This is a genomic window from Bacillus sp. FSL K6-0138, from assembly GCF_037982765.1.
Taxonomy (GTDB): Bacteria; Bacillota; Bacilli; order Bacillales; family Bacillaceae; genus Bacillus; species Bacillus glycinifermentans.
Genome location: NZ_CP150286.1, coordinates 2,957,768 through 2,983,146, shown reverse-complemented (window position 1 = coordinate 2,983,146; position 25,379 = coordinate 2,957,768). Strand labels below are relative to the sequence as shown.

The window sequence follows — 25,379 nt, the reverse complement described above, 5'->3', positions numbered from 1 at the left end:
ATTATTTCGATCAGAAGGCTGGCGATTAGGACCCTTCCAGGTCCAATTCGCCAGCTTTTTCAGATTCATGGCAGCGAAAACAAGCATCGCCTGCATGGACAATTTTTTCTTTCCCCGTAGGGTTGTCCAGCGCAGGCCATGCTTATGTTTTAAATCGGCAAAAACTCGCTCGATCGTCTCTTTACGTTTGGCATAGATTTGTTTATTCTCTTCCGTATGCCGAAGATGATCAGCTTCGTCTAAATGATCCTGCCAGATATGTCTGTGAATCATCTTTCGATGATCTCTACTTTCTGTACATGTATGTAGTAATGGACATTGTTTACATCGTTTTGGATCTGAAGCATACTCTCGATAACCTTGCCGATTGGTTGTGCGATAGGAGAGAATATGGTCTTGCGGGCAGATATAGACATCATAAAATTCATCGTAAACATACTCGTGTTTTCTCATGAATCCTTTTTTGGTTTGCGGACGCGTGTAAGGCATAACAGGGCGAACGTTTTCTTCATGAAGAAATTTTGCGATAACCGGTGTTTTGTATCCGGCATCAACTGCGACCGTATGAGGCTTGGCAACGCGCTCTTTTACTTGTTGAAACAGCGACGCGAACACTTGGCTGTCATGGATATTGGCAGGCTCAACAACCGTTCCCAGCACAAATCCGTTCCGATCACAAGCTGTATGAAATCCATAGGCAAAAAGACGTTCTCGTTCGCCTTTGACAAAATATCCGCTCTCAGGATCAGTTGTACTTTCCTTTACTTCTCGTTCCTCTAAGCATCGCCTGGGCTTTAAGGGCTTTTTTCCGTTCGCTTCGCGATCGGCATTAATTTCTTGATCTAGCTGCTCCTGATAAGCTCTTGTTTCTTTTCTTACGATCTTTTTCACAAACTTTTTCTTATTGGCATTCGCTTTGACATGTGTGCTGTCGATGAAGGCGACCGAAGGATCGACGAGGCCGAGATCCATGGCTTGACGTAAAATCTTATAGAAGATTGTTTCAAATAGGTCTGTGTCATGAAAGCGACGTTCATAGTTTTTACTGAAGGTTGAAAAATGAGGGATTTTTTCAGAGAATCCATATCCAATAAACCAGCGATAGGCTACATCAGTTTCGATTCGCTTAATGGTTTCGCGCATGGAGCGATGACCAAACACGTATTGAATGAGCACCATTTTAATCAGTACAACAGGATCAATACTTGGACGCCCTTTTGAAGAATAAAGAGGGGCAACTTTTTCATAAATAAATGAAAAATCAATGGCTTCTTCCATCTTCCTGACCAAATGGTCTTCAGGTACAAGCTCACTTAAGGCAAAGACTTCAAGCTGTTCACGCTGATCTTTAGAGTGTTTGGTCAACATGGTAAAACCTCCAAAAATTAGATTCCACACACATTTTAACAAAAAAAGCTTGTCGATCAAGCCACTTTTTTTGTGACTTTGTCTACAAGCTGAAGGGATGAATGTGTTCATCCCTCAGCTTGTAGAGAAAAACATGTTTTTTCCTACAAGCTTTTTTATTTCATAAAATTTCTTGTTCATTTTTTAATCTTTATAAAAGGAAAAAGCCCTCCCACACACTTAGCCAAGCTTGGCTAAGTGTGTGGCAATCTTCTTCATATTCTGGCAAGCGGCGGTGAGGAGAACTTGTTCGCTCACATTTTGTTTTCCCCTCAACCGGCAGTAGCGAAGCCCATGCAGCTGTTTTGAATCTGCAAAGCTCCGCTCTATTTTTTCTTTTCTTTTTTTGTAGAGGATTTTTCCGGAGTCGGACAAACGATTTTGCCTGACCTTTTCTTTATGGTCCTCCCATATGTGTCTTGAGACGACCTTCTGGTGGTTTTTCGATCTTGTACAGTTTTCAAGCAGAGGGCATGAGACACACTTTTCAGGGTTGGACTTATAAAATCTGTTGCCTTTTCGATCTGTTGTTGAGTATAAGAGTGTTTGTCCGTTCGGACAAATGTACTGATTTTTTTCACGGTCATAATGAAACTTCCACTTCGGAAACAAACCTTTTGTAGGATGAAAGCGTCTATGAGCAATAACGCCAAAAATTCGACGGTCGGACAGTCCTTTACAGATTGGAGTTGTCAGATAGCCAGAATCAAGAGCGACGGCTTCAACTTGAAAACCAAATCGTGCGATTTGGTGGTCTAATCGATCGAGATAAGGCGCAGAATCATGGACATTACCGGGCGTTACATAGGCATCGGTGATGATATTGAATTTCATATCCGTTGTTCGGTGATCTAAATAGAAAAAACCTTCAGGTTTGTTTTCACGGTAAAGATAGCCGCTTTCGGGATCAGTTGTACTATGACGAATTTCCTTTTTAGTTTTCACCTCCTCTTTGGCTTTTAAAGGCTTTTTTCCGCGTGCTTCCCGATCTTCTTGGACGGCTTTATCCAAGTCCTTTATATAGTTTTGTGTATCCTGCTCAATCGTTTTTCGCGTATATTTATGCTTATTGGCATTGGCTTTGAGGTGAGTTGAATCTGTGAAAAGGACACGGCCTCCTACCATATCATGATTAATGGCCTGAAGAACGATCTCATCGAAAATGTCTTGAAAAATGGTCGTATCTTTAAAGCGTGTACGTCTATTCCAACTGATGGTTGAATGGTGAGGAACTGGATCGTTGATGTTTAACCCTAAAAACCATCGGTAAGCCATATTATAGTAAATTTCTTTTTCGAGCTGTCTTTCTGAACGGATACCGTAAAGGTATCCGATAAACATCATTTTGAATAAAATCAACGGATCAAGTGAGGGGCGGCCTTTATTTTCGCTGTAGTAAGGTTTAACCTTTTCAATGATAAAAGAGAAATCGATGTACTTGTCAATTTTACGAAGCAGGTGATCCTCTTCAACAAGCTGATCAAGCAATACAAATTCAGCTTCGTTCTGGGAAGAATTCCTTGTGTAGAACATGAACAGACACCGTCCTTTTAGAAGGCTTTTCTTTATTATAAAATGGTGAAATGGATAATTTAAGGAAAAAATGAAAAAGGCTGTCGATTTTCTCGACAGCCTGAGGGATGAATGTGTTCATCCCTTTTTACAAAATCGTCAGAGCGTGACTTTGTGGGTCAACCGGTAAAGAAAGGCAAGCTTTTCAAAAGACGATTCGATTTCAGATAAAAATTCCTGTTCGTTCATCTTGAGCACCTGTTCCTTTGAAAGCTGGATGCCGCACAGAGCCTCGGCTTTTTTTACATTCTCGAGCCGGTCAAACAGCTTTTCAAGCCCTTCTTTCCCCAGGTCGGACTGCTTGCTGGCTTCAGGCTTCGTATGGTCGGCTGACCAGAAAAATCCGTCAGGTATCGTGCTTTTGATCTCTGACAGATGCTCTTTAAACAGCTTTCCGTATTCTTGTTTAAGAGGAGATTCGTAAATCAAGGCAAACCAGACGAAAACATGGGTTTCCCAAAGGCCGATTTGAAAATGGGGCAGCTTTTTATAGCCGCGCTTGTTATTTGCAAACGCAACCCAGCTGTCATCAGGCGGATTAACCGAACGGCGGGCATGCTTCGCAACGTGTACGAACATGTCGTCCCCGGCCAGGGCGGAAAGAACAGGCGCAAAATGTTCGCCAAGCTCCTGAAGCTTCGGCCGTACGGTTTCTTTCAAAACGTCCATCCGCGCATCTAAACCTTCTATTGTAAATGTGTGAAAATCCTCTTCTGTGAAACGCAGATTGTTCATTTTTTTCCTCCTTGTCCAATCAGTAATGATATTTTACCACAGCCAGCTTTCCAAACAAAAAATAACGTTTGAAACTTTCGTATTATGGGAAACGGTAGGTAAACACACAATTTTTAGAATGACGTTGCGAAAGCACCGGCGATTCATACGATATGAATAAGAAAAAATCATAAATGCCGCGAGAAGCTATGACCAGAAGGATGACTTTTCAAATCAATTTTCTCTGGAAGGGGCGTAGGGCGATGAAACCAATTGTAAAACAAGGGATTAAGGAAGAAAAAGACAATCGGGCCGCCGTGTGGAGGCTTGAGGTCGATTATGAATTAGCAACACTTTATGAAGCGATGGAGAAAAAGGATGAAACCCAAATCGAAATGAGCAAGCGAAAACTGGAGCAGCTCAGAAAAGAATGGATCAGATTGCATGGATGAAACCATAATAAAAACGAACCTGGCAGACGGTTCGTTTTTATCTGGGCGACGGGATTCTTCTTTCATTTTTCTTGCTTTTTTGAGATCAATATCAGTATGCTATGAATAAAACAACACGTATACATAGAAAAGAGGTTGTGCGATGACAAACTGGAAGGAAATCGACCGGCTTGCAAAAAGATGGGTAAAGGAAGCTGGACAAAGAATTCAAGAATCGATGAAAAAGAAGATGACGATCGAAACAAAATCGAATCCCAATGACCTTGTCACGAATATCGATAAGGAAACAGAGCGCTTTTTCATTGAAAAAATCCAATCGGCTTTTCCCGACCATCATATTCTCGGCGAAGAAGGCCAAGGGGACAAGCTCACATCGCTCGATGGAATCGTCTGGATTATCGACCCGATCGACGGGACGATGAACTTTGTTCATCAAAAACGGAACTTCGCGATCTCAATCGGCATTTTTGAAAACGGAAAAGGCAAAATCGGACTTATTTATGATGTAACCCATGATGAATTGTACCACGCGTTTCGCGGAGAGGGTGCATATATGAATGACATCAAGCTTGAACAGATGAAAGAGGTGCCGCTTGAAGAAGCCATTTTGGCGATCAATGCAACATGGATAACGGAAAATAGACGGATCGATCCAAGCGTTTTATCCCCCCTCGTCAAACGGGTCAGAGGAACGCGTTCTTACGGCTCGGCGGCCCTGGAGCTTGCATATGTGGCGGCGGGCAGAATGGACGTCTATGTGACGATGCGTCTCGCCCCTTGGGATTATGCGGCCGGCTGCATCCTGCTTGACGAGGTTGGAGGTACATATACGACGATTGACGGAAAACCGCTCAATTTTCTTGAAAACAACAGCATTATAGCCGGCAATCCTGCCGCTCATCGAACGATATTCACAGACTATCTGCCGCATGAATAGCAAACCTTTTTCTGCGTCTGACCTTGCGTTTTTCGAAGAGCTGATACGTTTCAGTCCCGCATGGGCTGAAGAAGAGCTGAACGGGGAACCGGTAAAAAGCTATATGCAGTCCTATGCGATGTACAACGGAAGCTGGCTCGTGTGGGAGGATGACGGCCGGCCGGCGGCGGTCAGCTTTCACCTTGAATGGGCCCCCTCAAACGGCAAACCTTGGCTCGGCACATTGCTCGTTCATCCCGATTATCGAAGGAAGGGCCGCGGCAAAACAATCATTGGGAACATCGGGAGCAGGCTGAAAAACGCAGGGCATAAAGCGCTCTTTGCCGCCGTCCCTTTTGATCGGGATGAATGGCAGCAGATGCTCGCACATTGCGGTTTTGAACAGCTGAAAACGGAAAAGGATGAAAAGGGAAACCGGTATTTGATCATGGTATATCCGCTGACGCACACGTGAATTGTTTCGCGTGTGCGTTTTTTTTTGTTTTTCCTGAAACTTTTGGGATAGCTGTTTGTCTAAGGTTGCAGGCCTTAAGTTTGATGCAGAGGGTTTTTGGGTGCAAAATGGTTTATAAAAAGAGGTAGTTAAGTGGCCCAGGTAACCGGATAATTAAGGCGGCTGATCCTGACCGGAACCGTGCTGTTTTGCGGCGGATATGTGTTGATGATGGCGTTATACCTTTTGTTATTCTAGAAAACCGGCGGCACGAGACCGCCGGTTTATGCTTTTGTCATTCGAGTATCCCTTTTTCGCGCATTCTCTTTTTGAGCGTAAAGCCGCCTCCCATGATAACGATGAGAGCCGCTATAGCGACTAGTACCCCGACCAGGCTTTTTTCGGCGATCGCGACCCCGATCAGCATGATGCTGGCGACAGCGGTGAATGCAAACAATAAAAACAGCCATTTCACTTGCTTCATAAGTTTTCCATCCCCTTTTTCAGTCTACTGTTAGTTTACAGAAAAATGTTTAAAATATAAAGAGGGAAGCGCTTTATCTTGCTAAACAAATTGAAATGACTGCAATTCTCATGTATAATATGAAAGGTTATCTGACTTTTTTAGGAGATGAAAATGTGAAACTTCGAGAAGATCTTCGCAATATTGCTATTATCGCCCACGTTGACCATGGAAAAACGACGCTGGTGGACCAGCTTCTCCATCAAGCCGGTACATTCCGGGCAAATGAGAACGTGGCTGAGCGCGCGATGGATTCCAACGATTTGGAAAGAGAGCGCGGCATCACGATTTTAGCAAAAAATACGGCGATTAATTATAAAGATACACGCATTAATATTTTGGACACTCCTGGACACGCGGACTTTGGCGGCGAAGTTGAACGGATTATGAAAATGGTTGACGGCGTACTGCTCGTTGTCGACGCTTATGAAGGCTGCATGCCGCAGACCCGCTTTGTGTTGAAAAAGGCGCTAGAGCAAAACTTGACGCCGATCGTTGTCGTCAATAAAATCGACCGTGATTTTGCCCGTCCTGAAGAGGTCGTTGATGAAGTTCTTGATCTGTTCATCGAGCTGGATGCAAACGAAGATCAACTGGAATTCCCGGTTGTATATGCTTCAGCCATCAACGGTACCGCTTCAACGGATCCGAATCAGCAGGATGAAAACATGGAAGCTTTATTTGAAGCGATTGTCAGCCATATTCCAAGCCCTGTCGATAACCGCGAAGAGCCGCTTCAATTCCAGGTGGCGCTGCTTGACTACAACGATTATGTCGGCCGTATCGGAATCGGCCGCGTCTTCAGAGGCACGATGAAGGTTGGACAGCAGGTGGCATTAATGAAGCTTGACGGCACTGTTAAACCGTTCCGCGTAACGAAAATCTTCGGCTTCCAAGGGCTGAAGAGAGTCGAGATCGAAGAAGCAAAAGCCGGCGATCTCGTCGCTGTATCCGGAATGGAAGACATTAACGTCGGGGAAACCGTCTGCCCGATCGATCAGCAGGAAGCTCTGCCGGTTCTCCGCATCGATGAGCCGACGCTTCAGATGACGTTTGCGGTCAACAACAGTCCTTTTGCCGGACGCGAGGGCAAATATGTCACCGCAAGAAAAATCGAAGAGCGCCTCGAACAGCAGCTGCAAACAGATGTCAGTCTCAGGGTCGATCCGACGCCTTCGCCTGATGCCTGGATCGTCTCAGGACGCGGTGAGCTTCATCTTTCTATTTTGATAGAGAACATGCGCCGTGAAGGCTTTGAATTGCAGGTGTCAAAACCTGAAGTCATCATCAAGGAAATCGACGGCGTCCGCTGCGAGCCTGTTGAGCGCGTTCAAATCGATGTTCCTGAAGAACACACAGGCGCCGTGATGGAATCAATGGGCGCCCGCAAAGGCGAAATGATCGATATGATCAATAATGGAAACGGGCAGGTCCGTCTGATTTTCAATGTGCCTTCACGCGGTTTAATCGGGTATTCGACAGAGTTCCTTTCATTGACGCGCGGCTTCGGTATTTTGAACCACACGTTTGACAGTTATCAGCCGGTCGAGCCGGGTCAAGTCGGCGGACGCCGTCAGGGCGTTCTCGTTTCAATGGATACCGGAAAAGCTTCAGCTTACGGTATTCAAGGTGTTGAAGAGCGGGGCGTGATTTTCGTTGAGCCGGGTACGGAAGTGTACGAAGGCATGATCGTCGGCGAACACAACCGCGAAAACGACCTTGTCGTCAACATCAACAAAATGAAACAGCAGACAAACGTGCGTTCAGCGACAAAAGATCAGACGGTCAGCATGAAAAAACCTCGCATCATGTCTCTAGAAGAATCGCTCGAATATTTGAATGAGGACGAGTACTGCGAGGTAACGCCTGAATCGATCAGATTGAGAAAGAAAATTCTCGATAAAAATGAACGCGAAAAAGCAGCGAAAAAGAAGAAGCTGGCAGGATTGTCTTAAGTTTACGCAGAATTGAAAAAAGAGGCACCCAACTAAGCAAAGGGGAGGGGAATCTTTTTGACTGAAGTAAGTGAACGGCTTTCGTTTTTTGCCGCTCTTTATAAAGTGGACGAAAATCCCGGGGCGGGGATGTGGTGGCTTTACTTTACCATCTTCATCCTGTCCGCCGTCGTTTTTCAATTGGGGTTTGCCAAACGGCTGCCCCTGTTAAAAACAGCGATTATTTATTTCTTTCTTGCTTTGGGATGTACGTTTCTCACGTTTTTCGGCGTGTTTTTGCCGGTTGGAGAAGGATTGATCGTCGCCGCTCTTATTTTGACGATCTACAAAATCCGGCTGCACCGCTCGAAAAAAGGACAGGAGACAGGGACATAAGCGTCCAGTACAAAAAAAGACACAGCCAAGTGCTGTGTCTTTTTTACGTTTCTGCCAAAAAGTCATTCATGAGCAAGTCGCTGAACAGCCGTCTGGCAAATAGGATTTCCTCTGTTGAGTAGCGGTCTAAAAAGCCTTTAAACCGCTGTTCGATTTTCTCGTGTTCCCGCTGATGAATGGCATGCACTTTTTTTCCTTTGCCGGCTAAGCGAAAATAGACCTCTTTTTTATTGTCGCTTAGCTGGGTTTTGCCGATGAGGCCTTTTTTCATCAGCTTTGCCGTAATTCTTGAAACGGTTGCTTTTGACAGACCCATTTTCCCTGCGATGGAGGTGACATTAATCGGTTCGTGATCCCCAATACAGGCGATTGTGTGAATGTCGGACATGGTCAGATTCAGCTCTGAGCCCAATTCCTGCTCCATGCTTTCGAGTTCTGCCGATATTCGCTCCTTCATTGCGCTTTCCTGCTGTTCTTGCTGGTGGATGAGTGCAATGTACATGTCAAAAATCTCTTGTTTGGCGTGTGTCAAATGTTCCATGCAGAAAACAGTCTCCTTTTGATCGATTTCCTGCTTTATTATATCATTTTGTTTCAGATGAAACAAAATGATTATAAGGATGGCATTGGAACATTTTCGTACCAGCGGCGAATGCCTTCTGAAATGAGATGTTTCGGGTGTTGGTGCGCTTTGCTGACAGCCCAGGCAACATGGCCGTCAGGACGGATCAGGACTGATTTGACATCGTCCCATTCCGGCCGGTTCAACACAGCTTTTGCAATTACCGTTTTCAGATGCGGAAGGCAAGGGATTTGCATTGGATCATCATCTTCAAATGCGATATACAAAAAGTGTCCGGAATGAAGAAACGAATAGAGACGCTTGGCAGAGCCGTCTTTCAGCGTGATATCCAGGTCGGGCAGGCGTTTTCCATTCAGCTGATGCTGCGGCGACATTTCATCTGACGGGTAATTAACGCTGAGAGCGGCGATTTGTTCTGCCAGGTAGCGATTGACCTCAGGGAATGTGAGAATGTCTGAAAGCAGCTCGCGCAAATAGAGTCCCGACCTGGTGAAATCAAACAGTTTTGTTTGAATTTGCGTATTCCGGAGAAGCTCTTTCCCGACAGGATTCCTTTCCGTATGATAGCTGTCCAGGAGCCAGTCGGAAGCCCTGCCTTTGACGGCTGAAGCAAGCTTCCAGCCGAGGTTCATTGCATCCTGAAGCCCGACATTCAGCCCTTGTCCGCCGGCTGGAAAATGAATGTGCGCTGCATCTCCAGCCAGGAAGATCCTTTTTGATCTGTAGTGCTCCGCCAATCGGCTGGCATTGCCGAACCGGGACATCCAAACCGGGTTGCCGGCGCCGAAATCGGTGCCGCATATCTGTACGAGGCCTTTTTGTATTTCTTCCAGTGTCACCGCTTCGTGCAACAGGCGCTGAGGTTTGTGCGGCGACACGATGAGCACGCGGTAAACGCCGGGTGACAACGGGACGATAACGACGGCGCCTTCTTCATTGATATGCGTATAGAAACTGGAATTTGGCGGCGATTGAAGCGCTACATCCCCAAGCACGGCGGTCAGGCTTGCATCGCTTCCGTGAAACGCGATCCCCGCCTGTTTGCGGACGGTGCTTCCCGCCCCGTCTGCACCGACAATGTAAGCTGCCGTTAAAAATGAAATGCCGTCAGGGCCCTGGACGACGAGCTCTGCATGTTCATCGTTTTGCCGGACGGCAAGGACGTCATGGCCGCGAAGGATAGAGACACCTGAGCTGCGAGCATGTTCTTCAAGCAATTCCTCGGTATCAGTTTGAGGAAGAAACAGCGTATAATCGGTGCGAGTGTCAAGTTCAGAAAAGTCCAATGCCGTGTCAAGACCGGCAAAATGTCCGTGCGGCAGCGGCTTTCCTCTTTCTTTAAACCGCTCAAACAAGCCGCGCATTTCCAAAATTTCGATTGACCGCGGATGAAGCGTCAGCGCTTTTGAATGGGGGGAAGGCTGAGTCAGGCGTTCAACGATACAAGCACGCACGCCGGCCAGCGCCAATTCGGAAGCAGTCATCAGGCCGACCGGGCCGCCTCCAACGATAATAACATCAAAATCCATGATATATCACTCCTTTTTTGTTTCGCATGAAACAATTCAAATATACAATTTATTTGATTGATTTTCAATATTTTTCTCAAAAATGTTTCGAATGAAACAAAAATACAAAAAAGACATGAATCATGTTCATGTCTCAGACGGCTATGACTTTACCTGTTCTTTGTCTTTTCTGTGCGGATATAATTTAAAACGGCCGGTTTTCACCCGGTTCTCAGTTTTGATTTTGATTCGTTCATAGCATTCATTGCACATATACGTATGTATAGGCCGGTTTCGAAGACGCTTGGCAATCAGTGTGTCATCATCGATCTGATCAATTTTGTCACACAATGAACACTTTACCCTCACATTGTTTCACCTCGCTCGTGATTCATTATATCACCAATTTCACCGGACAAAAATGTTCTGCAGAAGAAAAAAGGAAAGCTTGTGCCGCGAGAGAAGGTAAAGGCACAAGCTTTTTTCGTTACTGCTGTCTGTTTTTCATGTATTTATTCGATTGGTCGTTCTGCTCTTTTTCAAGATTTTTTTGCCGCTCTCCGTTCAGCTGGTCATTGTTTGATTTTGTCGGATTTGTGTTTTGATTGTCTGTTGCATCATTCGGCACTTCCGGAAGAACGCGTCCGACAATCGCTGCGAGCTCGTCAAGGATGCCTTTTACGGGCCTTCCCGCTTGAATTTCTTTTCCCATCGCCCTGAGGCGGTTTACGGTGTCGGGGTCGGCCACGACGGCAGCATTGGCACCGTACGGATCGCTTTTCAGCGCTTGGACGACGGAGTATTTAATGGACTCTACTTTGCTGCGCTCCAAATTATCTTTGACATCGATGCCGACGACTGCGAGCCTGCCGAGAACGACGGCTGTTGCATCATTGACTCCAGGAACGCTTTCGGTAATTTTCACGAGGCGTCTGGCAATGGCTTGGCCGTCTTTGCGGCCGACGGGCTCCTGGGCGGTGTTTTTCACTTGAACGGTCCCGTTGCGCGGACGTTCATTCGCGTTATTTTGTGCATTATTTTGAATGCCGCAGGCTGAAAGGAGCATAACGGTTTGAATGAAGATCAAAAAAATGATTCGCACTTGAGGTTGCCTCCTTAAAAATGCTTTCAATATTTTTATTGTTGAATTAACCTTCTATCTTTATTCACGAAAACATATATTTTAGCGGGCGCTCCATCAGCTTTTAACCCGATTGAAACGAAAAGGCTAAAAATCCTGATCAGGAGGCGAAGGATTGAGTAAAATTTATGTGTTAGATACGAATGTGTTATTGCAGGATCCAAATTCAATCTTTTCTTTCGAGGATAATGAGGTTGTCATTCCGGCTGTTGTATTGGAGGAGGTTGATTCTAAAAAACGCTATATGGATGAAATTGGGAGAAACGCAAGGCGCGTATCTAAACTGATAGATGAATTGCGTGAAAAGGGAAGGCTGTATGAAAACGTATTGCTTCAAAATGGAGGGAGCATCAGAATCGAACTAAATCACCGCTCCTTTCATCAGCTTCAGGAAATTTTTGTGGAAAAAACAAACGACAACCGCATTTTAGCCGTTGCGAAAAATTTGAGTCTTGAGGAGGAAACGAAAGAGGACGGGCGTCCCGTCATCCTCGTCAGCAAAGACATGCTCGTCCGCGTCAAAGCCGATGCGATCGGCTTGATGTCAGAGGATTTTCTGCATGACCGGGTTGTTGAAAATGATGATATATACAGCGGTTTTACCGAATTATATATTCATGCCGACCAGATGAACGCTTTTTACGAACAACATTGTTTGCCTCTTGATGAGATCAGCAGTGAACCGTTTTGTCCGAATCAGTTCATCATCATGAAGGATGCGCTCGGCGGCTCATCATCTGCGGTCGGGATCGTCGATCAGAATGGAAAAGCCGTCAGAAAATTGGTTTTTGATCAGGAGCAGGTTTGGGGCATCCGCTCGAGAAATGTCCAGCAGACGATGGCGCTTGAACTTCTTTTAAGGCCGGACATTCCGCTTGTTACGCTGATCGGAAAGGCGGGCACAGGGAAGACGCTGCTTGCGCTGGCTGCCGGTTTATTGCAGACGGAAGACTTGGGGAATTTTAAAAAGCTGGTTGTCACAAGGCCGATCGTGCCTGTCGGGAAGGATATCGGATATCTGCCTGGGGAAAAAGAAGAAAAGCTCCGCCCGTGGATTCAGCCGATTTTTGATAACCTGGAATATTTATTCAACGCGAAAAAGCCCGGGGAGCTTGATGATATTTTAGCCGGGATGGGTTCCATTCAGGTCGAAGCCCTTACGTATATACGGGGCAGAAGCATTCCCGATCAATTTATTATCATCGACGAGGCGCAAAATCTGACCAAGCATGAAGTCAAAACGCTCCTTACACGCGTCGGAGAGGGCAGTAAGATCGTCCTGATGGGGGACACCGAACAAATCGATCATCCGTATTTGGATGCGATGAACAACGGCTTGGCCTACGTCGTGGAGCGCTTTAAAGATCAGAAAATTTCCGGAAACGTAAAGCTTTTAAAAGGGGAGCGCTCAGGGCTTGCAAGGCTGGCCGCCGATCTCTTGTAAAGAAAAAACCTGGACGGATGATCTGCACCCTGTCAAGTAGACAGTGGAAATAACTCAAACACACTAGACGGCTTTAGCCCTGTATTCCACTGGGCTGAGGCCGTTTAGTTTTTCTTGTAGACGATCGTGGTTGTAAAAGTGGATATATTCATCAATTGCGCTTTGAAGTGCCTCAAATGTCTCGTACGAATTCCGTCTGTATTTCTCGCATTTTAATTTCCCCCAAAACGACTCAATGGGGCCGTTATCAATACAGCGGCCGACGCGGGACATACTCTGTGTCATATTTGCGTTTTCAATCATCCTTCTAAACTGGTGGGACGTGTATTGAAAACCTCTGTCGCTGTGAAGGAGAGGACGTGCGTTTGGGGCTGCCTCAAGCGCTTGGTTCAAGGTTTTAAACACAAGGGCGTTATTATTGGATTTCCCCAGCACATAAGACACGACCATTCCCTCATGAAGATCTAAAATGGCACTGAGGTACGCTTTCCGATGGCCGTATTTTAGCTCTGTCACATCAGTCACCCATTTTTGATTTGGTTTGTCCGCTTTAAACTCTCGATTCAGGATATTTTCGGACACATGTTGAGGCGTCGCTTTGCCGTAACGTTTTTTCTTCCGCCGAATGACACACTCCAGCTTGGCAATTTTCATCAGCCGATAGATGCGCTTATGATTGAGGCGCTCTTTAAAGCGGCGGTTCATGTTTAAGGTCATTCTGCGGTATCCGTAGATACCGCCAATTTGTTCGTGAAGTAGCGCCATTTTGGCGATAATCTTTTCATTCTGTTTTTCTCTCGCTGAAGGTACTCGGCTCCTCCATTTGTAATACCCCTGGCGCGAAACTTCGGCAATCTCACATAACATTTGGACAGAAAAGCCTTCTTTTCGATTCAGCTCTAAAATGGCGAGATATCGATCTTCGTACCGAACCTGACTTAGAACCGCCTCCTTTTGATCTCTTCCAACTTTTTTAAGAACGCATTCTCTGCGCGCAAACGCTCATTTTCCTGTTCCAGCCGTTTGTTTTCCCGTTGAATTTTTTCTTCAGGTGTCAGTTCTTCTTCGGTTTTGCGTTTCCCTCGGTTGTCTTTTAAGGCCTCTTCTCCGCCTTCTTGATACTTTTTCACCCATTGATACACCTGTTGGTAGGAGACTTGATGAATCTCCATTGATCTGGCGTAGTCCTTTCCATGAGCTAGACAATCCTTCGCAATCTCAATCCGTTCTTCCAATGAAACGTTCTTCCGTTTGGTCATCAAACGATTCCTTCCTCTCCCGCTGTCTTTTAACGTTTTATGACCATTATAAAGCTCAACCCACTTCATGAGTACGGATTTACTGGAAATCTTATATTTTCTCGAGATTTCTCTTTGAGAGTAGCGTCCGGATAAGAAGTCTTTCACGGCATTGTATTTTAATTCTGCGGGATAGAACTTATGGCGCTTTGAACGTTCCAAACTCTCCACACCCGCCATATCATGCGATGTTCTCCATTCACGAATCGTTTCGGCATGAATGCCATATTTTTCTGCGATCTCCTTCACCGAATTATTGCCCTGATCACATTCTGATAGAATATTCAATTTTTCTTCTTTTGAAAACCATTTTCCAGCCATGAAAAAACTCCCCCAAGGCAAACAGATTTTTTTATTTCATCTGTCTACCTTTAGGGGAGCATATCAGGAATCCAGGTTTTTTCTTAGAATGCGCTTGATCATAGGCTTATTGGACATGAATTTCTTTTACGTTTTTGATCGGGTTTGTCCGGTTTGAGCCGTCTGCGAAATAAACATGGACGGGCCCGTCTTCTGTCAGCGGCTTTCCGTTTTTGCTGAAGCAGAGAAGGATGGCGCCTGCTTCCCCGATCGGAACTGAGAAATCTCCTTCTTCTGTTTTGAAGATGCAAAAAGCGGCAGTCTCGGACACTTCCGCGTTGTGTAAAAACGGTTCGAGCTTGATCGCGAATGTTCCGTCAAGCAACTTTTCCCGTTCGTATTTCTTCTCTGATTTTAGAGTCGGCGGCGATACGGCGCCTTCACTGATGATGCGCTCACGATCGATGTCAAGGTACTCCTGTTCCTGTTCCGCCTCATTTGAAAAAAAACGGTCCAGTTCGAATTTTCGGTCGTCAAATATCCAGACGCTCGGATCTAGCGTAATCGAGTATTTCACATTTCCTGTTATCGTTATGATCTCCATTGTTTCTCACCACTCCCTCACAGAGATTATAAGCGCTTTCTTTTGGATTGTCACTTCTCATAACGCGGGCTTCCTCAGGGAAAGATAAAAGAAACTCATGCTTTGGATGGAGGGAAGAGACGTGAATTGCCGGCATAATGACGAGCTCGAACATTTTGTCACAGAAGCGAAAAAAGTAACCGCAAAAGGAAAAGTAGCCTCATACATACCGGCTTTGGCGGAGCAGTCGGGGGATGATTTGTCGGTCGCGGTCTACTATACCGATGGGACGTGCCTTTCGGCGGGGGATGTGAAAGAAGTCTTTACGCTTCAAAGCATCTCAAAGGTGCTGGCGCTGGCGCTCGTTTTGATGGAACACGGACCTGAAAAAGTGTTTCATTTTGTAGGGAAAGAACCGACGGGCGATCCGTTTAATTCGATCATCAAGCTTGAAACCGTTAATCCGGGCAAGCCGCTCAACCCGATGATCAATGCCGGCGCTCTGGTCGTAACCAGCATGATGAAAGGGGCGACATCATCTGATAGAATCGGCAGGCTTTTGGAGTTTGTCAGGGCGCTTGCAAACAATCGGAGCATCTCTTTTTGCAAAAAGGTCGCGGATTCGGAATTTCAAACGTCGATGGTCAACAGGGCGATATGCTATTACATGAAAGAGCACGGGATTTTTCAGGCGGAAGTAGAGGACGTTATGGATCTGTATACGAAACAATGCGCCATTCAGATGAACAGCCTTGACTTGGCGAAGATCGGCTGTGTGTTTGCCTTAAACGGCAAACACCCCGAAACTGGGGAACAGCTTATTCCGAAAGATATAGCGAGAATTTGCAAAACGTTTATGGTGACCTGCGGCATGTACAATGCAAGCGGCGAATTTGCGATTAAAATCGGAATACCGGCAAAAAGCGGCGTCTCCGGCGGAATCATGGGGCTTGTTCCGTACAGCTTCGGAATCGGCATTTTCGGCCCTTCTCTGGATGAAAAAGGAAACAGCATCGCCGGAATCCGCCTGCTTGAGCTTTTGTCCGAAAATTACAGCCTAAGCATTTTTTAAGAATCCGAATGATCCTGAGATGCGCCGAAGGGGGCAGAAATAGCTTGCAATTTTATAGGTTAGGCTTTATTATAAATAGAAGAATTAGGTACTCGCCTGGGGAACGGAGGGATACTTTTGGCGTCTGAGATTGTAGTCGATCATCGTGAAAAAGCACTTGCTCTTTTAAAACGTGATGCTGATAAAATTTTGAAGCTGATTCAAGTGCAAATGGACAACTTAACGATGCCTCAATGTCCTCTTTATGAAGAGGTTTTAGATACACAAATGTTCGGACTCTCAAGGGAAATTGACTTTGCTGTCCGCCTTGGATTGGTAGAGGAACAAGAAGGAAAAGAATTGCTTTACAGGCTTGAACGAGAATTGTCTGCATTGCATGAAGCCTTTACAAAAAAATAAACGGATAGCTAAAGGGGATGCTTCTTTAGTCTGAGTCAGCTTGTCGACGACGTGTCTGTAAGTACAGATGGCCGGCAGGCTTTTTTTATTATTTTTGAGAAATAAACGAAGACGCCCGTACTGCCGATAAAAAACAGACCGGGATATCGAAGATTTATAAAAGGGTATCTTTCGTTCTTTTAAAGAAAGTGTAGTAAAATAACGAAAGATCATATCAAATATTTTAAGGGCAAAAGTAAGGAAGAGGATAATATGATAAAAAGAATGCTCAAATCGTATGATTATTCACTAATCTTCGCTGTATTTCTCCTGTGCGGGTTCGGACTCGTGATGGTGTACAGCTCAAGCATGATCACGGCGGTGACAAGGTACAATAAAGACAGCTCCTATTTTTTTGACAAGCAGCTCACGTTCCTGGTGTTCGGGACGATTGTCTTTTTATTCACGGCACTTTTTCCGTACAAGGCATTCGCCAATCAAAAATTCCAAAAAATATTGCTGCTTGCTTCCGTCATCGCCTTGGTCGCCCTGTTTGCAGTCGGTCATGTAGCGGGAAACGCCCAAAGCTGGTACAAGTTGGGGGGCTTAAGCATTCAGCCGGGAGAGTTCGTCAAGCTGACGATCATCTTGTATCTTTCTTCCGTGTATGCCAAAAAACAAAGCTACATCGACAATTTGGGAGCGGGGATCGCCCCTCCGGCGCTGATTACGCTCGTCATCTGCGCATTGGTAGCCGCTCAGCCCGATGTCGGGACGGCGACGATCATCGGTTTGATTGCGTTGTGCATTATTCTGTGCTCCGGATTCAGCGGGAAGACGCTGCTGAAGCTCCTGATGCTGGCGGGCATTGTTCTTTTGCTTGTCAGTCCCTTGATTTTGTTGAATTTGGACAACATCTTAACTCCGGGGAGGCTGAGCCGGTTTGAAAGCTACCAAAACCCGTTTGAGGATGCTCAAAACTCTGGATTTCAGGTCGTCAATTCGTATCTTGCGCTCGGTTCCGGGGGGCTTTTTGGCCTCGGGCTCGGAGAAAGCATCCAGAAGTACGGCTATCTGCCCGAATCGCACACCGATTTCATCATGGCGATCATCGCCGAAGAGCTCGGGATATTCGGCGTTTTATTTGTCGTGCTGCTGCTCGGCTTCATCGTTTTAAAGGGTTTTTATATTGCGAGAAAATGCGATGACCCGTTTGGGAGCCTTTTAGCGATCGGGATATCAAGCATGATTGCGATCCAGTCTTTCATCAACCTGGGAGGCATCTCTGGCCTGATTCCTTTGACAGGCGTCACGCTTCCGTTCGTCAGCTACGGAGGCTCATCGCTCATATTGCTTATGGCATGCGCCGGGATGCTGGTGAATATCAGCATGTTCAATGAATATTTTGACAGATACAAGCGGAAAGAGCCTGTTAATACTACAAAGCTTAAAGAAAATCAATATAAAAAAAGTATAAATTTTTAAAAAAGTAATCGTGTACAAGCCTCATTTGATTCATTTAGAATAGATACATATGAAAACAGCGGATGAGGAGGAGCGACATGTCACAACAGCCTATACAAAAAATACTTGTTGCAAACAGGGGGGAAATCGCGATTCGGGTGTTTCGCGCCTGTACAGAACTGAATATTCGTACGGTGGCGATTTACTCAAAAGAAGACAGCGGATCCTATCACAGATACAAGGCTGATGAAGCGTATTTGGTCGGCGAAGGAAAAAAGCCGATCGATGCTTATCTGGATATTGAAGGCATCATCGAAATCGCGAAGCGAAACCACGTAGATGCGATCCATCCGGGTTACGGGTTTTTATCGGAGAATATCCAGTTTGCCAAGCGCTGTGAAGAGGAAGGCATCATTTTTATCGGTCCGACCTCAAAGCACCTCGATATGTTCGGGGATAAAGTCAAAGCCCGTGAACAAGCGGAAAAGGCGGGCATTCCGGTTATTCCGGGAAGCGACGGCCCTGTCGCAAGCGTCGAAGACGTCAAGCGTTTTGCTGAACAATACGGATATCCGTTTATCATCAAGGCATCCCTTGGCGGAGGAGGCCGCGGCATGCGGATCGTCAGAGACGAATCCGAATTGGAGGAGTCATATAACCGGGCGAAGTCAGAAGCGAAAGCCGCTTTTGGGAATGATGAAGTATACCTTGAAAAGCTGATCGAAAAGCCGAAGCATATTGAGGTTCAGGTGATCGGGGACAAAGAAGGAAATGTGGTGCACCTCTATGACCGCGACTGCTCCATACAGAGGCGCCATCAAAAGGTCATCGAAATCGCACCGAGCGTTTCACTTTCCGATTCTCTGAGGGAAAAAATCTGTGAAGCCGCCGTTGCGCTCGCGAAAAACGTTGATTACGTCAATGCGGGAACGGTCGAATTTTTAGTCGCAAACGACGAATTTTTCTTTATTGAAGTCAATCCGCGCGTTCAAGTCGAACACACCATCACGGAGATGGTGACGGGCATTGATATCGTTCAGACGCAGATTTTGATCGCCGGCGGGCTGAGCCTGAAGAGCAAAGAGGTGAACATCCCGGATCAGGATGCGATCACTTTGCACGGCTATGCGATTCAGTCGAGGGTGACGACAGAGGACCCGTCAAACAACTTTATGCCTGATACCGGAAAGATTATGGCATACCGGTCAGGCGGCGGATTCGGCGTTCGCCTTGATACGGGGAACAGCTTCCAGGGAGCCGTGATTACGCCTTACTACGATTCCCTGCTCGTCAAGCTGTCGACCTGGGCGCTGACGTTTGAGCAGGCTGCCGCGAAAATGGTCCGAAACCTTCAGGAATTCCGGATTAGAGGAATTAAAACGAACATTCCTTTTCTTGAAAATGTGGCAAAACACGAAAAATTCCTGACGGGGCAGTACGATACATCATTTATCGATACGACGCCTGAGCTCTTTGTATTTCCTAAACAAAAAGACCGCGGCACAAAGATGCTGACCTATATCGGAAACGTAACGGTTAACGGGTTCCCGGGCATCGACAAAAAGGGGAAACCTGAGTTTGACAAGCCGCGAATTGTCAAAACAGACGTTGATCAGCCGATTGCGAACGGCACGAAGCAGATCCTTGACGAGCAGGGAGCCGACGGGCTGGTGAAGTGGGTGAAAGAGCAGGAATCGGTGCTTTTGACCGATACAACATTCCGCGACGCTCATCAGTCACTGCTCGCGACAAGGGTCAGAACCCACGACCTGAAGAAGATCGCTAACCCGACGGCTGCGCTCTGGCCGGAGCTGTTCAGCCTTGAAATGTGGGGCGGGGCAACATTTGACGTGGCATACCGCTTCCTGAAAGAAGATCCGTGGAAACGGCTCAAAGAACTGCGGGAAGAAATTCCGAACACAATGTTCCAAATGCTGTTAAGGTCGTCAAACGCGGTCGGTTATAAGAACTATCCGGACAATCTGATCCGAAAGTTTGTCAGTGAATCGGCAGCTGCCGGGATCGATGTGTTCCGTATTTTTGACAGCCTGAACTGGGTAAAAGGCATGACGCTTGCGATCGATGCCGTCCGCGAATCCGGAAAACTCGCCGAGGCGGCGATCTGCTATACAGGGGACATTCTTGATCCGGCAAGAACGAAGTACAACCTCGAGTATTACACATCGATGGCTAAGGAGCTCGAAGCGGCCGGCGCCCATATTCTCGGCATTAAAGATATGGCCGGTTTGTTAAAGCCGCAGGCAGCCTATGAATTGGTGTCTGCACTGAAAGAGACCGTGGATATTCCAATTCATTTGCATACGCATGATACGAGCGGAAACGGCATTTACATGTATGCAAAGGCGATCGAAGCCGGCGTCGACATCGTAGACGTGGCCGTAAGCTCCATGTCGGGATTGACGTCACAGCCGAGCGCAAGCTCTCTATATCACGCGCTTGAAGGCCATAAACGCCGTCCTCAGCTAAATGTCGATGCGGTTGAATCGTTGTCCCAATATTGGGAAACCGTCAGAAAATATTACAGTGAGTTTGAGAGCGGAATGAATGCGCCTCATACCGAAATCTATCACCACGAAATGCCTGGCGGACAATACAGCAATCTTCAGCAGCAGGCCAAAGGCGTCGGCCTCGGCGACCGCTGGAACGAAGTAAAAGCGATGTACAGGCGGGTCAACGATCTGTTCGGGGATATCGTAAAGGTTACACCGTCATCCAAAGTAGTTGGAGATATGGCGCTTTATATGGTGCAGAATAAACTGACTGAAGAAGATATTTACGAAAGGGGAGAATCCCTTGACTTCCCTGATTCGGTCGTTGAAATGTTTAAAGGGTACCTCGGCCAGCCACACGGCGGGTTCCCGGAAAAACTGCAAAAGCTCATTTTAAAAGGACAGGAGCCGATTACCGTCCGTCCCGGAGAATTGCTTGAACCAGTCTCCTTTGATGGGATAAAAGCGGAATTTTTGGAAAAACACGGTGTTGAGCTTTCTGATCAGGATGCCGTTGCTTACGCGCTCTATCCGAAAGTGTTTACAGAATATGTTCAAACCGCTGAGCTATACGGAAATATTTCCGTTTTGGACACGCCGACTTTCTTCTACGGCATGACGCTCGGCGAAGAGATTGAAGTCGAGATCGAAAGAGGAAAAACGCTGATCGTGAAGCTGGTCTCCATCGGGGAGCCGCGCTCTGATGCGACGCGGGTCGTCTACTTTGAGCTGAACGGACAGCCTCGTGAAGTGGTCATCAAAGATGAGAGCATCAAATCCTCCGTTCACCAGAAAGTAAAGGCGGATCGTTCTAATCCGAATCATATCGCGGCATCGATGCCGGGAACGGTGATCAAGCTCTTGGTCAGCAAGGGAGATCAAGTCAATAAAGGCGACCATTTGATGATCAATGAAGCGATGAAAATGGAAACGACCGTCCAGGCTCCGTTTTCGGGCACAATCGAAAACATTCATGTCGCAAACGGTGAAGCGATTCAAACCGGAGACCTTCTCATCGAAATGAAGAAATAAACAATGCAGGCTGCCGATAAAAATCGGCAGCCTGTTTTGCGCGGTTTAAAAGCCCCTGCTTCATAATGCAGGGGCTTTTGCCGTCTGTTTTTTAATGTTTTGTTTTGGATTGATGACGGTAACGGGATGCGAGCAGCAAGAAGTAGCAGAAAACCCCGAACAAGCATGAGATAAAGAATGCGTGGGCGAGAGCAAGGCTCAGCTGCAGGCGGGTCAGAACGACCAAAATTCCTGACACGGCCTGAAGGATGATCAATATAACCGAAATCATCCAGCCCCAATAAATCCGCTTCTGGTTTTTATAGTGTCTTGCCGCGTGAACAGCCGCTATGATGATCCAAGCGAACAGAAGAAAGGCTGCCGCCCTGTGGCCCATCTGCACCCATTCGTGGAACTGGGACGGCGCCCAGCCTTTCACCCTGCTGCACATCGGAAAGTCCAGGCAGGCTAGGCTTGACTCTGTATGCCGGACATAGGCTCCTGTATAAACAACGATATACGTGTATACGATGATTCCCGTCATATGAAACCGCATCGTTTTTCCTATATGAAAAGACTCAGACTTTTCATTGCTGTCCGCTTCGAATATGAGAAGCGTCAGCAGAAGGACCGAAGCGAATGAAATGAGTGAAATCCCAAAATGCAGAGCCATAATTAAAGCCGATGAGCCGAAGACGACAGCTGCGGCCCCGAGAAGCGCCTGGAGAATAAGAAAGACGACCGACATCACCGCAAGGAATTTCGTTTCCCTGATATGACCGATTTTTTTCCAGCTCCATATCGCAAGCGCCAGCACGAGAATGCCGGAGGTTCCGCTAACAAATCTGTGGCTCCATTCGATAATCGATTCCAACGTCAGCTCAGGGAATATGCTTCCGTGACAGAGCGGCCACGATCTGCCGCAGCCCATTCCGGAACCAGTCTTCGTGACCAGAGCCCCGCCGATCAGCACGAAGAGCATGGCGATAGTCGTAATAATTCCCAGCCATTTTAATGCTTTATTCATAAATTCAATTCCCCTTTTAATCCAAACTGCCTGATAAAAAAATTTTTATCCACTCTCAAGTTTAAGCGAATTTATGTTCTGCTGCAATTCATAATGATTATTGTTCACAAAAATGCAATACAAACCGTTCACATTTTTCTTGAATTTGAAGACTTGATTATTCCGGTCCGGTTTGATAGAACTATATTTGAATAGAGGAGATTTTTTCGCTCTCGTTCACAATTTTTCCTTCATCTGTAATGAAAGTCATAAAAAGTTCACAAATATAAACCGGTTTGTCGATTAATATCTAATAGGATGTTTTTTTCCATCCGGTAATCTTGTATGATAGAGTTGTAGGTTTTTTATGAATATACGGCTTCTCTTGACGTGATGAAGGTTTGAGTAAGGGGGGTTAACGTTATTGGCTAATTCAAGAATTACGGCTGATACAGCAATGAATGGACAAATAGAAGAAACAACGGCATGGAAGGATTTCCTCGCCCTGATCAAAGTCGGGATTGTATACTCAAACCTGATAACAACATTTACAGGCATATGGCTTGCCTTTTATTTATCAAATCAGAGCTTTCTTGGAAATCTGGATATCGTGCTGTTCACATTGGCAGGGTCGTCGCTCATCATAGCGGGGGCTTGCGTCATCAACAACTACTATGACCGCGACATCGACCGGCTCATGCAGCGGACGAAAACCAGGCCGACTGTAACCGGCAAAATCCAGCCCTCCCAGGCGTTGTGGTTTGGCATTTTGCTGATTGCGTTCGGTTTTATCATGCTTCTGATGACAACCGTTATGGCAGCTGTCGTCGGATTCGTCGGCGTCTTTACGTACGTTTTTCTTTACACGATGTGGTCAAAGCGCCGCTATACAATCAATACGATTATCGGCAGTATTTCCGGGGCCGTTCCTCCGCTGATCGGCTGGACCGCTGTCGAAGGATCGATCGGTGTTGTGGCGTGGGTTCTGTTTTTAATCATGTTTATATGGCAGATTCCTCACTTTCTGGCGCTTGCCATCAAGAAGACGGAGGAGTACAGAGCTGCGGACATTCCGATGCTGCCGGTCGTCCACGGGTTTGAAGTAACGAAAAGGCAGATTATCATCTGGACCGCCTGCTTAATGCCGCTGCCGTTTTTCCTCGGCGGGCTCGGCATGCCGATCGTCGTCCTCGGGACGGTATTGAACATCGGCTGGCTCGTCTGCGGCCTTTTAGGCTTCAGAAGCAAAGATATCATGAAGTGGGCAACGCTTATGTTTGTATATTCATTAAATTACTTGACCATTTTCTTTGTGGCAATGGTCGTTCTTACGCTATTTAAGATTGGATAAAAACTCTATATTCATCACATTGAAGGCTGTCACCTAAACACGGAAACAGACAACAATCTTGTAAAAGCCGCCTTAGACGATTACTCGGTCATCTGATATGGGCGGCTTTACGTTCATACATAGATGGTATTTTGAGTAAAAATGATCATTATTTAAGAAAAGAGGAAATGTAAGTGCTTTATTGGGTATGGGAGTCAGATGGGTGAATGGGTGTTCTAATAAAGATGGAGTAGTGAAAGTTTCAAAAGGATTCATTGAAAAGGGGTTGGGGTGAAATGTTAAAGAAATGGCGTCTGATTTCGCTGTTCACTATTTTGACGCTCGTTTTAGCAGGATGCGGAGAGCCGTTTTTATCAACGCTGAAACCCGCGGGAGAAGTGGCTGATCAGCAGTATTTCCTGATGATTCTCAGCACGCTGATCATGGTGGTCGTCGTCATCGTAGTGAGCTTCATTTTCATCTTTGTCATCGTGAAATACAGAAGGTCCCGTCTCGGTGAAGACCACATGCCGAAACAGATTGAGGGAAATCGCAATTTAGAAATTTTATGGACTGTTATTCCGATTATTCTATTGCTTGTACTGGTCGTTCCCGTGGTCGCGCAAACCTTCAGCCAGGCGGATACGAAACCGATGGATAAGAAGAACAGAGACCCTGAAAAAACGCTTGTGGTCAATGTCAGGGCAAATCTTTACTGGTGGGAATTCGAGTATCCTGATTACGGCGTCGTGACGAGCCAGGAGCTGGTCGTGCCGACGGATGAACGCGTCTATTTTAAACTGAAGGCTTCAGACGTGAAACATTCCTTCTGGGTGCCTTCGGCCGGCGGTAAGATTGATACGAATACAGACAATGACAACAAATTCTTTCTGACATTCGATTCAAAGAAGGCTGAACAGGCGGGCGAATATTTTTACGGCAAATGCGCTGAGCTTTGCGGACCATCCCACGCCTTAATGGATTTTAAAGTTAAGGCGCTTCCGAAGGATGAGTTCAAACAGTGGATGAAGAACATGGAAAATGATAAATCGAAGCCGAAAACAGACCTCGCTGTAGAAGGGGAGAAGGTTTTCAAAGAGAAAAACTGCCTGAGCTGCCATGCAACCGATGCGAAGGATCAGAGGGCGGAAGCAGCCAGAACGGCGCCGAATCTCGCCACTTTTGGCGAAAGGTCGAAAATAGCGGGCGTCAAAGACTTCAATGACGAGAACCTGAGAGCGTGGCTCAAGGATCCTGAGAGCATTAAACCGGGGAATAAAATGACGGGAACATACCCGGCTTTAAACGATAAGGAGCTCGATGCACTGACCGAATACTTAAAGGGGCTAAAAACACAAGATTAACGCTTCAAAGGGAGAAGAG

General features: G+C 46.3%; 22 protein-coding genes and 1 pseudogene. 12 read left to right on the top strand and 11 right to left on the bottom strand.

The window, feature by feature from the left end; translation table 11 throughout:
• Positions 1-33: 33 nt before the first annotated feature.
• The 3 genes and pseudogenes from MHB78_RS15830 to MHB78_RS15820 all read right to left on the bottom strand — a co-directional run.
• Positions 34-1,368 (bottom strand): annotated as a pseudogene (locus MHB78_RS15830) (IS1182 family transposase); the annotation flags it as partial.
• 219 nt (positions 1,369-1,587) lie between these two features.
• Positions 1,588-2,940 (bottom strand): IS1182 family transposase, encoded by a 1,353-nt coding sequence (locus MHB78_RS15825; protein ID WP_046131917.1) that lies wholly within the window; start codon positions 2,938-2,940, stop codon positions 1,588-1,590.
• Positions 2,941-3,078: 138 nt separating this feature from the next.
• Positions 3,079-3,714 carry a DUF1054 domain-containing protein gene (locus MHB78_RS15820; RefSeq protein WP_046131915.1) on the bottom strand — a complete coding sequence of 212 codons (636 nt, stop codon included), beginning with the start codon at positions 3,712-3,714 and terminating at the stop codon, positions 3,079-3,081.
• Positions 3,715-3,956: 242 nt separating this feature from the next.
• Between MHB78_RS15820 and MHB78_RS15815 the strand changes: the two genes are divergently transcribed.
• From MHB78_RS15815 to MHB78_RS15805, 3 genes are all read left to right on the top strand, one after another.
• Complete coding sequence (locus MHB78_RS15815; RefSeq protein WP_046131914.1) at positions 3,957-4,145, top strand: hypothetical protein; 189 nt, start codon at positions 3,957-3,959, stop codon at positions 4,143-4,145.
• 142 nt (positions 4,146-4,287) lie between these two features.
• Positions 4,288-5,082 carry an inositol monophosphatase family protein gene (locus tag MHB78_RS15810; protein ID WP_046131913.1) on the top strand — a complete coding sequence of 265 codons (795 nt, stop codon included), beginning with the start codon at positions 4,288-4,290 and terminating at the stop codon, positions 5,080-5,082.
• Entirely contained in the window at positions 5,075-5,536 is a 462-nt protein-coding gene (locus MHB78_RS15805) for a GNAT family N-acetyltransferase (protein WP_046131912.1), read from the top strand. Before MHB78_RS15810 ends, MHB78_RS15805 begins: the two co-directional genes overlap by 8 nt.
• A 274-nt stretch (positions 5,537-5,810) precedes the next feature.
• Here the strand turns inward: MHB78_RS15805 and MHB78_RS15800 are convergent, their stop codons facing one another.
• Entirely contained in the window at positions 5,811-5,999 is a 189-nt protein-coding gene (locus MHB78_RS15800; RefSeq protein ID WP_046131911.1) for a YlaF family protein, read from the bottom strand.
• 155 nt (positions 6,000-6,154) lie between these two features.
• Between MHB78_RS15800 and typA the strand changes: the two genes are divergently transcribed.
• Both typA and MHB78_RS15790 read left to right on the top strand, forming a co-directional pair.
• Positions 6,155-7,993 carry a translational GTPase TypA gene (typA, locus tag MHB78_RS15795; RefSeq protein WP_046131916.1) on the top strand — a complete coding sequence of 613 codons (1,839 nt, stop codon included), beginning with the start codon at positions 6,155-6,157 and terminating at the stop codon, positions 7,991-7,993.
• A 57-nt stretch (positions 7,994-8,050) separates the two neighbouring features.
• Complete coding sequence (locus MHB78_RS15790) at positions 8,051-8,368, top strand: YlaH-like family protein (protein ID WP_046131910.1); 318 nt, start codon at positions 8,051-8,053, stop codon at positions 8,366-8,368.
• A gap of 43 nt (positions 8,369-8,411) precedes the next feature.
• Here MHB78_RS15790 and MHB78_RS15785 read toward each other — a convergent pair whose 3' ends face one another.
• The 4 genes from MHB78_RS15785 to MHB78_RS15770 all read right to left on the bottom strand — a co-directional run bounded on the left by MHB78_RS15785 (position 8,412) and on the right by MHB78_RS15770 (position 11,561).
• Complete coding sequence (locus tag MHB78_RS15785; RefSeq protein WP_046131909.1) at positions 8,412-8,909, bottom strand: MarR family transcriptional regulator; 498 nt, start codon at positions 8,907-8,909, stop codon at positions 8,412-8,414.
• A gap of 71 nt (positions 8,910-8,980) precedes the next feature.
• Positions 8,981-10,480, bottom strand: a complete 1,500-nt coding sequence (locus MHB78_RS15780) for a monooxygenase (RefSeq protein ID WP_046131908.1) — start codon at positions 10,478-10,480, stop codon at positions 8,981-8,983.
• Positions 10,481-10,621: 141 nt separating this feature from the next.
• The gene (locus tag MHB78_RS15775) at positions 10,622-10,828 is read right to left on the bottom strand and encodes a YlaI family protein (protein WP_046131907.1); all 207 of its coding nucleotides are present in this window, start codon (positions 10,826-10,828) and stop codon (positions 10,622-10,624) included.
• 118 nt (positions 10,829-10,946) lie between these two features.
• The gene (locus MHB78_RS15770) at positions 10,947-11,561 is read right to left on the bottom strand and encodes a YhcN/YlaJ family sporulation lipoprotein (RefSeq protein WP_046131906.1); all 615 of its coding nucleotides are present in this window, start codon (positions 11,559-11,561) and stop codon (positions 10,947-10,949) included.
• Positions 11,562-11,715: 154 nt separating this feature from the next.
• Between MHB78_RS15770 and MHB78_RS15765 the strand changes: the two genes are divergently transcribed.
• Positions 11,716-13,044 carry a PhoH family protein gene (locus MHB78_RS15765; protein ID WP_046131905.1) on the top strand — a complete coding sequence of 443 codons (1,329 nt, stop codon included), beginning with the start codon at positions 11,716-11,718 and terminating at the stop codon, positions 13,042-13,044.
• A gap of 63 nt (positions 13,045-13,107) precedes the next feature.
• Here the strand turns inward: MHB78_RS15765 and MHB78_RS15760 are convergent.
• Both MHB78_RS15760 and MHB78_RS15755 read right to left on the bottom strand, forming a co-directional pair.
• Positions 13,108-14,663 (bottom strand): IS3 family transposase gene (locus MHB78_RS15760; RefSeq protein ID WP_231947364.1). Its coding sequence is split into 2 segments (ribosomal slippage): positions 13,108-14,006 and positions 14,006-14,663, totalling 1,557 coding nucleotides; the frame shifts between segments, so codons are not numbered across the junction.
• A gap of 106 nt (positions 14,664-14,769) precedes the next feature.
• Complete coding sequence (locus tag MHB78_RS15755; protein WP_046130770.1) at positions 14,770-15,246, bottom strand: hypothetical protein; 477 nt, start codon at positions 15,244-15,246, stop codon at positions 14,770-14,772.
• Between the two features lie 121 nt (positions 15,247-15,367).
• Here MHB78_RS15755 and glsA point away from each other — a divergent pair, with 121 nt between their 5' ends.
• The 4 genes from glsA (at position 15,368) to pyc (ending at position 21,681) form a co-directional block, all read left to right on the top strand.
• The gene (gene glsA / locus MHB78_RS15750; protein ID WP_046130769.1) at positions 15,368-16,297 is read left to right on the top strand and encodes a glutaminase A; all 930 of its coding nucleotides are present in this window, start codon (positions 15,368-15,370) and stop codon (positions 16,295-16,297) included.
• A 117-nt stretch (positions 16,298-16,414) separates the two neighbouring features.
• Positions 16,415-16,696, top strand: a complete 282-nt coding sequence (locus MHB78_RS15745; RefSeq protein WP_046130768.1) for a YlaN family protein — start codon at positions 16,415-16,417, stop codon at positions 16,694-16,696.
• A 252-nt stretch (positions 16,697-16,948) separates the two neighbouring features.
• Positions 16,949-18,160: a putative lipid II flippase FtsW gene (gene ftsW / locus MHB78_RS15740; RefSeq protein ID WP_046130767.1), complete on the top strand. Its 1,212-nt coding sequence runs from the start codon at positions 16,949-16,951 to the stop codon at positions 18,158-18,160.
• Positions 18,161-18,237: 77 nt separating this feature from the next.
• The gene (gene pyc, locus MHB78_RS15735; protein WP_046130766.1) at positions 18,238-21,681 is read left to right on the top strand and encodes a pyruvate carboxylase; all 3,444 of its coding nucleotides are present in this window, start codon (positions 18,238-18,240) and stop codon (positions 21,679-21,681) included.
• Positions 21,682-21,772: 91 nt separating this feature from the next.
• Here the strand turns inward: pyc and MHB78_RS15730 are convergent, their stop codons facing one another.
• The gene (locus tag MHB78_RS15730) at positions 21,773-22,687 is read right to left on the bottom strand and encodes a heme A synthase (RefSeq protein ID WP_046130765.1); all 915 of its coding nucleotides are present in this window, start codon (positions 22,685-22,687) and stop codon (positions 21,773-21,775) included.
• 403 nt (positions 22,688-23,090) lie between these two features.
• On the opposite strand from MHB78_RS15730, the gene cyoE reads away from it, so the two are divergent.
• On the top strand, positions 23,091-24,017 hold the full coding sequence (cyoE, locus tag MHB78_RS15725) for a heme o synthase (protein WP_046130764.1): 927 nt from the start codon (positions 23,091-23,093) through the stop codon (positions 24,015-24,017).
• A 275-nt stretch (positions 24,018-24,292) separates the two neighbouring features.
• A complete protein-coding gene (coxB, locus tag MHB78_RS15720; RefSeq protein ID WP_046130763.1) occupies positions 24,293-25,360 on the top strand; it encodes a cytochrome c oxidase subunit II in 1,068 nt (355 codons plus the stop codon).
• Positions 25,361-25,379: the final 19 nt, after the last annotated feature.